Source organism: Microbacterium testaceum (assembly GCF_001476285.1).
Classification (GTDB): Bacteria; Actinomycetota; Actinomycetes; order Actinomycetales; family Microbacteriaceae; genus Microbacterium; species Microbacterium testaceum_B.
Genome location: NZ_LDRU01000008.1, coordinates 22,358 through 35,756, shown reverse-complemented (window position 1 = coordinate 35,756; position 13,399 = coordinate 22,358). Strand labels below are relative to the sequence as shown.

The 13,399-nt window shown below is 69.8% G+C and carries 13 protein-coding genes; 5 read left to right on the top strand and 8 right to left on the bottom strand.

Annotated features, from left to right (window positions below):
* The first annotated feature begins 60 nt into the window (after positions 1–60).
* Positions 61–2,481, top strand: coding sequence for an ATP-dependent DNA ligase (locus tag NS283_RS02150; protein WP_058595238.1), 2,421 nt, complete (start codon positions 61–63; stop codon positions 2,479–2,481).
* A gap of 53 nt (positions 2,482–2,534) precedes the next feature.
* On the top strand, positions 2,535–3,098 hold the full coding sequence (locus NS283_RS02145) for a hypothetical protein (RefSeq protein ID WP_058595237.1): 564 nt from the start codon (positions 2,535–2,537) through the stop codon (positions 3,096–3,098).
* A gap of 43 nt (positions 3,099–3,141) precedes the next feature.
* On the opposite strand, the gene NS283_RS02140 is transcribed toward NS283_RS02145, so the two are convergent.
* From NS283_RS02140 to murI, 5 genes are all read right to left on the bottom strand, one after another.
* Entirely contained in the window at positions 3,142–4,059 is a 918-nt protein-coding gene (locus NS283_RS02140) for a cation diffusion facilitator family transporter (protein WP_058595236.1), read from the bottom strand.
* An 82-nt stretch (positions 4,060–4,141) separates the two neighbouring features.
* A complete protein-coding gene (locus tag NS283_RS02135; RefSeq protein WP_058595235.1) occupies positions 4,142–4,960 on the bottom strand; it encodes a glycosyltransferase in 819 nt (272 codons plus the stop codon).
* A 17-nt stretch (positions 4,961–4,977) separates the two neighbouring features.
* Complete coding sequence (gene rdgB / locus NS283_RS02130; protein ID WP_058595234.1) at positions 4,978–5,574, bottom strand: RdgB/HAM1 family non-canonical purine NTP pyrophosphatase; 597 nt, start codon at positions 5,572–5,574, stop codon at positions 4,978–4,980.
* Position 5,575: 1 nt separating this feature from the next.
* Positions 5,576–6,301, bottom strand: a complete 726-nt coding sequence (rph, locus tag NS283_RS02125) for a ribonuclease PH (protein ID WP_058595233.1) — start codon at positions 6,299–6,301, stop codon at positions 5,576–5,578.
* 36 nt (positions 6,302–6,337) lie between these two features.
* Complete coding sequence (gene murI / locus NS283_RS02120; protein WP_058595232.1) at positions 6,338–7,156, bottom strand: glutamate racemase; 819 nt, start codon at positions 7,154–7,156, stop codon at positions 6,338–6,340.
* 190 nt (positions 7,157–7,346) lie between these two features.
* Here murI and NS283_RS02115 point away from each other — a divergent pair, with 190 nt between their 5' ends.
* Positions 7,347–8,681, top strand: a complete 1,335-nt coding sequence (locus NS283_RS02115; RefSeq protein WP_058595231.1) for a nicotinate phosphoribosyltransferase — start codon at positions 7,347–7,349, stop codon at positions 8,679–8,681.
* Positions 8,682–8,726: 45 nt separating this feature from the next.
* On the opposite strand, the gene NS283_RS02110 is transcribed toward NS283_RS02115, so the two are convergent.
* The 3 genes from NS283_RS02110 to NS283_RS19150 are packed head-to-tail and all read right to left on the bottom strand — an operon-like array spanning position 8,727 to position 11,971.
* A complete protein-coding gene (locus NS283_RS02110) occupies positions 8,727–8,993 on the bottom strand; it encodes a DUF3039 domain-containing protein (protein WP_043363140.1) in 267 nt (88 codons plus the stop codon).
* Between the two features lie 60 nt (positions 8,994–9,053).
* On the bottom strand, positions 9,054–10,616 hold the full coding sequence (locus tag NS283_RS02105; RefSeq protein ID WP_058595230.1) for a hypothetical protein: 1,563 nt from the start codon (positions 10,614–10,616) through the stop codon (positions 9,054–9,056).
* On the bottom strand, positions 10,592–11,971 hold the full coding sequence (locus NS283_RS19150; RefSeq protein WP_241492170.1) for an ABC transporter ATP-binding protein: 1,380 nt from the start codon (positions 11,969–11,971) through the stop codon (positions 10,592–10,594). Before NS283_RS19150 ends, NS283_RS02105 begins: the two co-directional genes overlap by 25 nt.
* Positions 11,972–12,101: 130 nt before the next feature.
* Here NS283_RS19150 and NS283_RS18815 point away from each other — a divergent pair, with 130 nt between their 5' ends.
* On the top strand, positions 12,102–12,515 hold the full coding sequence (locus tag NS283_RS18815; protein WP_193752613.1) for a hypothetical protein: 414 nt from the start codon (positions 12,102–12,104) through the stop codon (positions 12,513–12,515).
* Positions 12,516–12,701: 186 nt separating this feature from the next.
* Positions 12,702–13,394: an NTP transferase domain-containing protein gene (locus NS283_RS02090; protein WP_058595228.1), complete on the top strand. Its 693-nt coding sequence runs from the start codon at positions 12,702–12,704 to the stop codon at positions 13,392–13,394.
* Positions 13,395–13,399 lie beyond the last annotated feature (5 nt).

The following is a 13,399-nucleotide window of genomic DNA, read 5'->3' as shown; positions in this document are numbered from 1 at the left end:
CACGAGCCTCGCCCGCAACCCCCTCGGCATCCGGCCCCCTCCCCGCTCTACGCTGGGTCGATGACGGAGCAGACGGTGCGCATCGGCGGTCACCGGCTGCGCCTGTCGAACCTCGACAAGGTGCTCTACCCCGAGACCGGGACGACCAAGGGCGAGGTCATCGACTACTACTCGCGCATCGCCCCGCGCCTGCTCCCCCACGTCTCTGGACGACCCGTCACCCGCAAACGCTGGCCGGACGGCGTGGGCACGGAGGCCGATCCGGCTGAACCGTTCTTCGCGAAAGCCCTCGAGCCCGGCGCTCCCGCGTGGGTGCGCCGCTTTCCCATCGACCACTCGTCGGGCGCGAAGGACTACCCCCTCGTCGACGACCTCCCCACGCTCGTCTATCTCGCGCAGGTCGCGAGTCTTGAGCTGCACGTGCCGCAATGGCGGTTCTCGCCCGAGGGGGAACGGCGGAATCCCGACCGGCTGGTGCTCGATCTCGACCCCGGTCCGGGCGTCGGTCTCGCCGAGTGCGCCGAGGTCGCCCGATGGGCGAGAGCGATTCTGAACGACATGGGTCTCGACCCTCTGCCGGTCACCAGCGGCAGCAAGGGGATCCACCTCTACGCCCACCTCGACGGTCGACCGACGAGTGAGGCGGCCAGCGCGATCGCGAAGGAGCTCGCGCGGGCGATCGAGGCCGACCACCCCGACCTCGTCGTGAGCCAGATGTCGAAGGCAGCACGTCCGGGGAAGGTGTTCATCGACTGGAGCCAGAACAACGGGTCGAAGACGACCATCGCGCCCTACTCGCTCCGCGGACGCGCGCAGCCGACGGTCGCCGCTCCGCGCACGTGGGAAGAACTGGACGATCCGGGGCTCCGACACCTGCTCTTCACCGAGGTTCTCGAACGCGCGGGCGATCCGCTCGCAGCGGTCGAACGCGACGCCGGTCCCCTGCGCTCGTACATCTCCAAGCGCACGGCGGCCCGGACCCCCGAACCTGTCCCGGAAGCCCCGCACGCAGAGCACGCGGCGAAGGGACTCCCCCGCTTCGTCATCCAGGAGCACCACGCCTCGCGCCTGCACTGGGATCTGCGGCTCGAACACGACGGCGTGCTCGTCAGTTGGGCCGTCCCCAAGGGCGTGCCGGCGACGACGGCGAAGAACAGCCTCGCGGTGATGACCGAGGACCATCCGATGCAGTACCTCGACTTCGCCGGCGAGATCCCCCGCGGCGAGTACGGGGCCGGCATCATGACCGTCTGGGAAACGGGTACCTACGAGCTCGAAAAATGGCGTGACGACGAGGTGATCGCCACCCTTCAGGGCCGCGACGACGGTCCCCTCGGCCGCGTGCGCCTGGCGCTGATCCGCACCGAAGGACACGGCGAGAAGTCGCAGTGGCTTCTCCACCGCATGAAGACGGATGCCGCGGGCCGGCCGCAGAGCGACGGCGAGCCGGTCGTCCCCCTCGACCACGGCGATGGCGGCGCAGATCGTTCGGAGCCGTCCCTGCCGGCCGCGGCGGATCTCCGCCCCATGCTGGCGGTGTCGGCGACACCCGGAATCGCCCGCGCCGCCGCCGAGCGGTGGGACCGCGCGTGGGTGGAGATGAAGTGGGACGGCATCCGCGGGATCGGTCTCTGGGACGGCCATCGCCTGCGCTTGCGCTCACGCAACGGCAACGACCTCACCGCGACGTACCCCGACCTGACCGCCGTCGACCTCGGCCTCGGACCCGACCCCGCGGTTATCGACGGCGAGATCGTCGCCCTCGACGCGCAGGGGCGGCCGAGCTTCCCGCTGCTGCAGAAGCGGATGAACCTCGCCCAACCACGCGAGATCGAGCGCGAGGCGCGCCGCACCCCCGTACAGCTGTACCTATTCGACGTGCTCGCCGCGGACGGGCGCGACGTCTCGGCCCTGCCGCTCGCCGAACGCCGCGGCATCCTGGAGGCGCTCACGCGAGACGCCCGACCTCCGATCGTCGTTCCGCCGGTGTTCGACGATGTGGATGCCGCTGTCGCGACGAGCGGCCGATTCGGCCTCGAGGGGGTCGTGGTGAAAGACCCGCGATCGACGTACCGCCGCGGCGAAAGATCGGAGCAGTGGCTCAAGGTCAAGCACACCCGGACGCAGGAGGTCGTGATCGGTGGAGTGCGTCCGGGCAAGGGCAATCGCCGCGGCACGATCGGCTCGCTGCTCGTGGGCGTGCCGAGCGCGGACGGGCTTCGCTACGCGGGTCGCGTCGGATCGGGCTTCACGGAGCAGACCCTCGGACGGTTGAGCGAGCTCCTCGGACCGCTCGGGAGCGACACCGACCCGTTCGTGGGCGTCCCTGCGGCCGACGCCCGGGATGCGATCTGGGTTCGACCACAACTCGTCGCCGAGGTGGAGTTCGCGCAGTTCACTCCGGACGGCATCCTGCGCCAGGCCCGCTGGCGCGGGCTGCGGCCGGACAAGAGCCCGGACGAGGTGGTGCGGGAGGGCTGAGGGGTCGGTCGTTCCGGCGACGCTGTGCGGGTCGTGTTGGCTAGCCTGGTCGCGTGTTCATCGACGATCTCGACCTCCAGCTGGCCGGAATCTGGATCGCCGGTTTCGGCGTCATCATCGTCCTGTCGCTGCTGACTTTTCTGCTGGCACGCCATCGTCGTCGCCACCGCCGATGGCTGCCGTGGGCGGCCACCGCCATCATCGTCGTCGTGGGTTTCTTCGCTCTCGGTCAAATCGATGCGTCGGTCAAGACGGCGGATGCTCTCGCCACGCTCGAGCATCAAGTCCATCTCCCCGTCACCTATACCGCCGAGGGCTCGTCGCTCACTCTTCGAACGGACGGCAGCGCGGAGCTCGTTGCAGTGACCGTCGGAGACGACGTCCAGCGGAACGCGGCCGGACGGCTGTGCGTGTCGGGAGATGCTGCCGTCACCACGGGAGACGCGAGGTGGTGGATGGACGCGGACCGTTTCGTCCACATCGAGACGGAGGGGAAGATCACGCGCCTCTACCCTGACGGCAAGCTGATCCTCGGCTACGGGTGGGCCAAGGGGTTCGTGTTGACCTCCTGCGACGCCGAGTACGCCACGCTCTACCGCGCTCCGGGACCGTACTGACACATCGAAACCGCGATGCGCGGCGCGGCGAGGTCCGGCGGAGCTACGCGTGACGCGAATCGTGCTCGACGTGGCCCGCCGGCTCGAGCTGGAAGGTCGAGTGCTCCACATCGAAGTGGTCGGCGAGACACCCCTGCAATGACTCCAGGATGCGCGCCGCGCGCCCGTCGGTCAACGCCGCGTCCTCGACGATCACATGCGCACTGAAGACCGGCGCCCCGCGCGTGAGCTGCCACACGTGGACATCGTGGACGTCCACGACACCGTCGGTGTCGCGCAGATGCTGACGGATCTCCGCCACCTGGACGTCGACGGGCGCCGACTCGGTCAGCACGACGACCACCTCGCGCAGCAGGCCGAGGGCCCGCGGGACGATGAGGACCGCGATCAGCAGGGAGGCGATGGCATCCGCCTGTGTGAAACCGGTCGTGACGATCACGATCGCCGCGATGATCACCGCGATGGACCCCACGAGGTCGCCGAGGACCTCGAGGTACGCGCCGCGGACGTTGATGCTCCGCTTCTGCGCTCGGCCGAGCAGCCACATCGAGATCGCGTTCGCGACCATGCCGACCGCGGCCACGACGAGCATCAAACCGCCCTCGACCTCGGCCTCGGCGGGGGCCAGGAGCCTCTGGACGGCCTCGATACCGACCCAGGCGCACAGGACGATCAGGATCACGCCGTTCGCGAGCGCCCCGAGGACCTCGGCGCGCTGATACCCGAAGGTCCGGCGGTCGTCCGCGGGGCGCGAGGCGATCGCCGTCGCGACGAGGGCGACGACCAGCGCCGCGGCGTCAGTGAACATGTGCGCGGCGTCGGCGAGCAGCGCGAGGGAGCCCGACAGGATCGCGCCGACGATCTGCACGACCATCACCGACGCCGTGAGCGTCAGGGCGGTGGCGAGCAGACGCCGGTTGCTGGCATCGCGGATGCCACCGGCGGGAGCGTGATCGTGCATAGCTCCAGGCTAGGTGGGAGGCGCGATCACCCGCGTGTTTTCGCGGTAGTCGGGAATGAGAACGGGTGTCGCTCTCGACGGCTCAGCGCCGCAGTCCCGCGAGCTGCGCCTGGATCCGCCGGTGCGCGTGCAACGCGGGGTACACCCCGAGGAAGATCGCCATCGGCGCGCGCAGGCGCACATCACGGATGCCGTGAGCCGAGTACGTGTTCTCGAAACGATCGATGTACCGGCGGAAATCGCGGGGCCGGTCGTCGAGACGCCGCGCTCCGATGCCGGCCACCATGTTCGAGAAGTACCCGATGCGGCGGCCGGCGAGAGCGAGGTGCACGGCGATGTCGAGGTCTTCGTGCATGATGTCTTCTTCGTCGTCACAGAGGTGCTCTCGCACGTCGTGCCAGGCGTCTGCCCGCACGGCCATGTTGCTGCCGAAGAGGAAGACGAAGTCCCCCGCCAGACGTACCTGGAGGCGACGGAACGCATCGTCGATCTGCTGACCGATAGCCCGGAGCGGCAGGTCGTAGTACTCGACCGGACCCGAGGCGGCGTCGACCTCGCCCGACGCGAACACCCGCGACACCTGAGCGACCCAGTCGGGCTTGATCGCGGTGTCGGCGTCGATACGTCCGAGGACGTCGCCGGTCGCGGCATCCATCCCCAGGTTCCGGGTCGGCACCAGACCCTGCCGCTCGTCCTGACGCAGGAGACGGATGCCGGAACCCGGGTGCTCCGCGATGAATCGCTCGACCACGGCCCGCGTGCCATCCGTCGACCGGTTGTCGACGACGAGCACCTCGGTGGCGGGAACCGTCTGCCGGACGATCGCTTCGAGGCACTGCGCGATCACCGCCTCCTCGTTGAAGGCAGGCACGATGATCGACACCGACGGGAGCGGCTTCACGCTTCCTTCCTACACGGTCAGAGTGTCTCCAAGAGGGGCACGAGGTGACGGAACGCCCGCGCCCGGTGGGATTCCGCGTTCTTCTCATCCGCGGACCACTCCCCCACGGTCCGCTCCTCACCCGGCGCCTGGCCGTCGGGAAGGAAGATCGGGTCGTATCCGAATCCACCCGGCCCGGCGGGCGCCATCGCCAGGCGTCCGGGCCAGCGCCCCTCGACCGTGTCCTCGTGGCCGTCAGGCCGGACGAGCGCGATCACCGAGACGAACTGCGCCGTGCGGTGCGGGTCGGCGACGTCGGAGAGCTGGTCGAGGAGCAGCTCGAGGTTGGCGGTCGAGTCCTTCTTGTGCCCCGCCCAGTACGCCGAGAACACCCCGGGCGATCCGCCGAGCACGTCGACGGCGATACCCGAGTCGTCGGCCAGCGCGGGCAGTCCCGTGTGCGCCGCGGCCGCACGCGCCTTGATGAGCGCGTTCGCGGCGAAGGTCACCCCGTCCTCGACGGGTTCGGGCCCGTCGTATCCGACGACCTCGAGGTCGGGACGAACCGCGGCGACGATCGCCTGGAACTCCTCGACCTTGTGCGCGTTGTGCGTGGCCAGAACGACGCGAGGCATCTCAGCCCTCGAGAGCGGCGGTCTGGATGCCGCGGAGCTCGGCGCAGCCGTTCACGCCCAACTCGAGCAGACGGTCGAGCTCCGCCTTGTCGAACGGCGCGCCCTCGGCGGTGCCCTGCACCTCGACGAACAGCCCACGGCCGGTGACGACGACGTTCATGTCGGTCTCGGCGCGCACGTCCTCGACGTAGGCGAGATCGAGCATCGGCTCGCCGTCGATGATCCCGACCGACACGGCCGACACCGAGTCGATGAGGACCTCGGAACGCTGCGCGATGAACTTCTTCTCGCGGCCCCAGGCGATGGCATCCGCGAGGGCGACGTACGCGCCCGTGATCGCCGCGGTGCGCGTCCCGCCGTCGGCCTGCAGCACGTCGCAGTCGATGACGATCGTGTTCTCGCCGAGGGCCTTGGTGTCGACGACCGCGCGGAGGGCACGGCCGATCAGACGCGAGATCTCGTGCGTGCGGCCGCCGACCTTGCCCTTGATGCTCTCGCGGTCATTGCGGCTGTTCGTCGCGCGCGGCAGCATCGCGTACTCGGCCGTGACCCACCCCTTGCCCTTGCCGGTCAGCCAGCGCGGCACGCCGTTGGTGAACGAGGCGGTGCACAGCACCTTCGTGCCGCCAAACGTGATGAGCGCCGAGCCCTCGGCGTGCGCGGACCAGCCGCGCTCGATCGTCACGGGGCGGAGCTGGTCGGTCGTACGGCCGTCTTTGCGGGTCATGGGTCCTCCTGAGGAACGGGGAGTGGATGCCACGCCTCAGCGCGGCAGGTCGATGGCGCCGGTCTGCACGAGCTGCACGTCGCGCACCTCGCGGCCCATGAGGCGGTGGGCCAGTCGCACGAAGTCGTCGGCCGAGGAGCCGGTGGCCTCGTAGTGGGAGGTGGGGACGGCATCCGGACTCGCGAGCAGGTCGCGCGAGACGAGCTGACGGTAGACGTCCTTCGCGGTCTCGCTGTCGCTCGAGACGAGGCTGACCTCGGGTCCCATCACGTAGCTGATGGCTCCCTCGAGGAACGGGTAGTGGGTGCAGCCGAGCACGAGGGTGTCGACACCGGCGTGACGGAGAGGAGCGAGGTACTGCTCGGCCGTGGCGAGGACCTCGGGCGAGTCGGTGACCCCCGCCTCGACGAACTCGACGAAACGCGGGCACGCCTCGGCGAAGACTGTCAGGCGCTCGTTGACCTCGAGCATGTCCTGGTAGGCGCGCGAACCGATCGTGCCGACGGTGCCGATCACCCCGATGCGGCCGTTGCGCGTGGTCGACATCGCGGTACGCACGGCGGGCCCGATGACCTCGACGACCGGCACGTCGTACCGCTCACGCGCATCGCGGAGCATTGCGGCCGACGCGGTGTTGCACGCGATGACGAGCATCTTCACGCCCTGCTCGACGAGGGTGTCGAGCACCTCGAGCGCGTACTTGCGGACATCGGCGATGGGCTTCGGGCCGTAGGGCGAGCGCGCGGTGTCGCCGATGTAGAGGATCGACTCGCGCGGCAGCTGTGCCGACACGGCCCGGGCGACGGTGAGACCGCCGACCCCCGAGTCGAAGATCCCGATCGGCGCGTCATTCATCGCGACTCAGCCTACCCGTCGGTCGTCGCGCGGCCGCGGTGCCCGGCCGCCCCGTGGGCGAAACTCCTGAGAACGGGGGTTCGATGCGGCGACGTCCACGTTCTGCTGCACGAATCGATCGAGAACTCAGGAGTTTCGCACGGCGCCGCGGCGCGCCGGCACGAACCTGCGACGGCAATAGGCTGACGCCATGACGCGTAGCACCGCCCTGCACACCGACCGCTACGAACTCACGATGCTCGACGCGGCCCTCCGCGACGGCACGGCGACGAGGCGCTGCGTGTTCGAGGTGTTCGGGCGCCGACTGTCCGGCGGCCGCCGCTTCGGTGTCGTCGCCGGCACCGGCAGACTCCTCGACGCCATTCAGGACTTCCGCTTCGGCGACGACGAGCTCCGGTTCCTGCGCGACAACCGGATCGTGGATGCCACGACCATCGACCACCTCGCCGACTACCGCTTCACCGGGTCGGTGACCGGGTACCGCGAGGGCGAGGTCTACTTCCCGGGATCGCCGCTGCTGACGATCGAGGGCACGTTCGCCGATGCTGTGGTTCTCGAGACCCTGGCCCTCAGCATCCTGAACTACGACTCGGCCGTCGCGACGGCCGCGGCGCGCATGAGCGTGGCCGCCGGTGACCGTCCCCTGGCCGAGATGGGCTCGCGGCGTGCGAGCGAGGAGGCCGCGGTCGCCGCGGCCCGCGCCGCCTACATCGCGGGCTTCTCCGCGACGAGCAATCTCGAAGCCGGCCGGCGCTGGGGCGTACCGACCATGGGGACCGCGGCGCACGCCTGGACGCTTCTCCACGACAGCGAAGAGGACGCCTTCCGCTCCCAGATCGAGGCGCTCGGCACCGACACGACCCTGCTGATCGACACCTACGACATCGCGGAGGGGGTCCGCACCGCGGTCCGCGTGGCGGGAACGGAGCTCGGCGGCGTCCGCATCGATTCGGGCGACCTCCCCATCGTCGCGGGCGAGGTGCGCGCCCTCCTCGACGAGCTCGGCGCCACCCGAACACGGATCACCGTCACGAGCGACCTGGACGAATACGCCCTCGCGGCCCTCGCGGCCTCCCCCGTCGGCTCGTACGGCGTCGGCACCTCGGTGGCCACCGGCTCGGGGGTTCCAACGGCGGGCCTCGTCTTCAAGCTCGTCGCCCGCGAAGCAGCCGACGGATCGTGGGTCGCCGTCGCGAAGGCGTCGACGCAGAAGGCGTCGCACGGGGGCCGTAAAGCCGCTTTCCGGACGCTCGATCAGGGCACGGCCACGTCGGAGCTCATCATCGTCAGCGACGGCTTCGAAGAACTTGCCACCGCCGCCGAGCACCCGGACGCGCGGGCACTGCAGGTCGCGCTCATGGTGGACGGACAAGCGGATGCCGCAGCCCTCGGCCCCAGCGGCGTCGAGGCCGCACGGGCTCATCACGCGCGCGTGCGCGAGGAGCTCCCCGTGCGAGCGCTCGCTCTCAGCAAGGCCGACCCCGCCCTGGCGACGGAGTACCGCGAGGCGACGCCAAGGGGCTGAAGCCGCGCGGGAACGGGCGGCTCAGCCGCTACTCGAGCTCAGCCGCTACTTGGTCAGCGACTCGTAGATCTCTTTGCACTGCGGGCACACCGGGAACTTCTCGGGGTCGCGACCCGGAGTCCACTTCTTGCCGCACAGCGCACGCACCGGCTTCCCGGTGAGAGCGGACTCGAGGATCTTGTCCTTCTTGACGTAGTGCGAGAAGCGCTCATGGTCACCCGGCTCGATGTTCTCTTCGCGGATGAGCTCCTCGAGCTCACGATCCAGGGTCGCAAGGCCCCCGCTGTCAGGACTGTCGAGAGGCGTGCTCATGGTCTGCCAGTGTAGCCGCGGAGCGCACCGTGCGGACCGGTCCCGCCCGACGACGATCGATCAGGTGGCTTCGGCGAACTCCATCAGACGCGTTCCGCGGCGCTCGAACAGGAACGCGCCGACCGCGATGCCGACCACCAGGACGATCACTCCGGCCGTCAGGCCGGCCCAGAGCGCACCGACAGCGTCTTCCGTGTCGGAGGCCAACGCCCGCCCGGCGAGCCAGATCGCCGGCGACGCGGCGAGGAGCGAGCCGAGCATGACGAGCGCCTGCGCGATCACCCCGCCGGAACCGGTGCGCTGAGGCTGCTGGAAAGGGCTGTCGCCGGGCCGGGACACGGCGTAGGGCGCGACGACCGAGGAGATGCTCGACAGGCCCAGACCCGACAGGAACAGCGCAGCGCAGACGCCGATCAGCGCGGGGAGGAACGCCCATCGCCCGTGAGCGACGATCGCCAACGGGATCGAGACCGCGAGGATGGGGAGCCCGATGAGGAGCACCGGCACCAGTCGCCCAATCCGGTCGGACAGACCACGGACGCCGCTGGCGATGTGCATCCACAGGGCGGTCGAGTCGTACGCGAGGTCGTTGTGGGGCAGCCATCCGAAGAACAGCGCCATGATCGGCACCGGCAGGAGCGCCGCCATCTCGAGAGGAACACCCGCCACGACGAGAGGGACCATGGACAGCACGGCCGCGATCGGCACGACCACGATGTTGACGAGGTATCGGCGATCCCGCAGCCAGTACGACAGGCTGCGCGCGGCGACGGCACCCCCCGGGGTACCGGGGAGCAGAGCGAACCAGCCGAGACCGCCTCGTTCGCGCACGGCCACCGGCCGCGGCGTGGTCGTGAGCAGGATGCGGACCAGGATGAACCACACCGCCGTGAGAGCGGCGACCGTGGCGACAGCCACGACAGCACTCCCGACGGCGGCACCCGGCGTCGGCGCGAGAGCGATCCCCCATGCCGCCCCCACGGGCGTCCAGGCCAGGGCCTCGGCGGCGGACACCAACTGTGAAGGGACGGTCCCTCGCCACTCGAGGGAGCCGAGGAAGACCGCGACGGGCACGACCACCACGAGCACGGCGACGAGGTAGACACCCGCCAGCTCGCGCGACTGCCGGGGACGCTTCACCAGGGCGCCGAGCGCCATGCTGACGCGCGCGAGCAGCACGCACGTCGTGAGCCCGAGCACGATCGACACGACGCTCGCGAGAGCCCCCACGCCCTGCTCGCTCCACGCGATCGCGACGCTGACGGCGAGCACCAGCACCGCGAAAACCGGGACGCTCAGGAAGCCGGCGAGCAGCAACGCACCGGCAAGGGGTCGAGGCTCCGGTCCGACGACGGCGAACCGACGTGGATCGAGGGGATCGACGGATGCCGTGACCGGCGGTGCGACCGCGAACCCGAGCGTGATCGCGGAACCCGCGAGGACCGTGACCACGCCGGCGGTGAGGCGATCGACCTCACCCAGCCCGCTTGCGTTGACGGCCGCGAAAACGGTGCCCGCGACGAGCAGCACGAGGCCCACTACTCGGCGGAGGACGTCGTCTCGGTCGCCCCTCAGGGCACCGAGCATCATGGCCAGCCTCAGCCGGAGAACGTGTGCAACCACTCCAGGCCCTCCACGTCGCCGAGACCGCCCGCGAGCTCGAGGAAGCGCTGTTCGAGGCTGGCCTCGCCCCGTACCTCGTCGACCGTGCCCTCGGCGAGGACCTGCCCCGACACGATGACCGCGACGCGCGAGCACACGCGCTCCACCAGTTCCATTCCGTGGCTGGAGAGGATGACCGTTCCGCCGTGGCCGACGTAGGCGCCGAGGATGTCGAGGATCACCGCACTCGAGACCGGGTCGACCGCTTCGAAGGGCTCGTCGAGCACCAGGAGTCGGGGCGAGTGGATCATCGCACCGGCGAGCATGACCTTCTTCGTCATGCCGGCCGAGTAATCGGACACGGGGCGCGCGAGGGCATCGACCAGATCGAAGGCACGCGCGAGGTCGGCCGATCGACTCTCGACGAGAGCGGCAGGTAGACCGCGCAGGGCCCCGTAGTAAGACAGAAGCTGACGCCCGGTGAGGCGATCGAACGTGCGGAGGCGGTCCGGCAGCACGCCGATCATCTTCTTCGCCGCGCGCGAGTTCTTCGCGGCGTCGACGCCGTTGATCGAGACCGTTCCCGCGTCGGCCCGCAGGAGCCCCGCGATGATCGACAGCGTGGTCGTCTTGCCGGCACCGTTCGGACCCACGAGGCCGTAGAACGATCCCGCGGGGATCGTCAGGTCGATACCGTCGACGGCGCGGAGTTCACCGAAGGTCTTGGTCACGTTGCGGAGAGCGAGAGCCGGGATGGCCTCGTCGGCGTCCGTCGATGAGGGGGCGCCGTCGAGCGCCGCGGCGCCGATTGCGGCGCCCGTGGACGTCGCGGCGGTCGGCTCTTCGTCCGCGTCCACGGACTCATCGACACGATCGCCGGAAGCAGGCTCGTCGGTCTCGGTCGTGAGCAGCTCGTCGAGCGCATCGTCAGGCCCCGGCGAAGGCTCCTCGACGGGGTGCGACACGGCCGCCGCGCCGGCATCGGGGTCACCGTCGCCCTCGTCGACGAGTGCGGGCTCCTCGACGGCGACATCTGCGGGGGTGGGATCTTCGACGGGGGTGTCGACCGAGGTGTCGACCGGGTCGGCGATGAGAGCCTCGACGGTCGTCGCGGCATCGTCCGCCGACTCGTCGACGAGCGGCTCTGCGTCAGCGACGACGGCCTGGTCGTCGGCGACGACGGGCTCTTCGATCGCGACGTCGGCGGGAGTCGGGTCTTCGGGTGCGGTGTCAGCGGCAACCGGATCCGCCGCCGCATCCGTCGGAGCCTGCTCGGTGGGAGCCTCATCGTCGGGTGCGGCGTCAGCGGGCGCAGAGTCTTCCGCCACAGCATCCGCAGGGGTCTGCTCGTCGGGTGCGACGTCCGTCGGCGTCACAGGTTCGACCGCAGCCCCGGCTGACGGCGACTCTTCACCGGCATCGCTCGTGGACGCTGAGTCGTCAGCGGAGCGCGCATCCTCGACGCGGGGAGCCGGGACCGGAAGCGGCGGGCGCGGAGGAATGACGATGTCGTCGGGCAGCGCGGGAGTCGATGTGGTCTCGGCGGCAGCCGCCGCCGTCGACGGAGCCGGCCGAGATGCTGCGGTCTTGCGCGGAGCCGCGGGCTTGCGAGGTGCCGCGGGCTTACGCGGCGTGGCGGGCTTCTTCGCCGCCGGCTTCTTCGTCACGCGCGGAGCAACGGACGAACTACCGGTTTCGCTCGCCTCCGGCGTGTCGGCCGTCGACGCGGGCTTGCGCGGCGTGCGAGCGGTCGACGTCCGCGGTGCCCTCGCGGTGGTCGTGCGAGGCGCGCGCGGCGCACGCGGCTTCGGCGTCGGGGGCGTGTCGGGCGTGGAATCGGCGCTCACCGCGTCGCCGTCCGACCGAGGGGCGGACGAGTCTTGGGGCTGCGGCAGCGACGCTGTCATCACTCCAAACTAGCAAGCCCCTCCGACACCTCTGTACGCGAGGCGGCGGGACGCAAGATGGTGTAGCCGATCACGAAACCACAACGAGTGGGGCGAATCATGCCACCCCCGGCGGGGTCTTCGCTAGCATCATCAGGACACGAAGGCGTGACATTCCGGTGAACCGGACATGACGACTCATCCCCCCCAGGAGCCAGCCTTGACTGTTCAGATCGTGATTCTCGCCGCGGGCATGGGCTCGCGCCTCGGCCGCAGCCTGCCGAAGCCCCTCACCCCGCTCGCGGACGGCCGCAGCATCATGCAGCAGCAGCACGACAACATCCGTGCCGCCTTCGGCCGCGACGCTCGCATCACCACGGTGGTCGGCTATCGCGCCGAGACGATCGTCGACGCCTTCCCCGACGTCGACTACGTCTACAACGACCGCTACGACCAGACGAACACCTCGAAGAGCCTCCTCCGTGCGCTCGCCAAGACGGGGCGCTCCGGCGTGCTGTGGATGAACGGCGACGTCGTCTTCGACCCGCGCGTGCTGGGTCGCGCGACCGAGCTGATCGAGGCGGACCGCTCGTTCGTCACGGTCGACACCGCGAGCGTGGGCGACGAAGAGGTGAAGTACACCGTCGACGCCGAGGGCTTCGTGAAGAACCTGTCGAAGACCGTCGTCGGCGGCGTCGGTGAAGCCGTCGGCATCAACTACGTGTCGTCTCGCGACAAGAAGGCGCTCATGCGCCAGTTGCAGCGCGTGAATGACCAGGACTACTTCGAGCGCGGCATCGAGCTCGGCATCGTTCACGACGGTCTGCGCGTCGAGCCGCTCGACATCTCTGACCTCTACGCGGTCGAGGTCGACTTCGCCGAAGACCTCGAGCGCGCGAACCTCTTCGTCTGATCCGT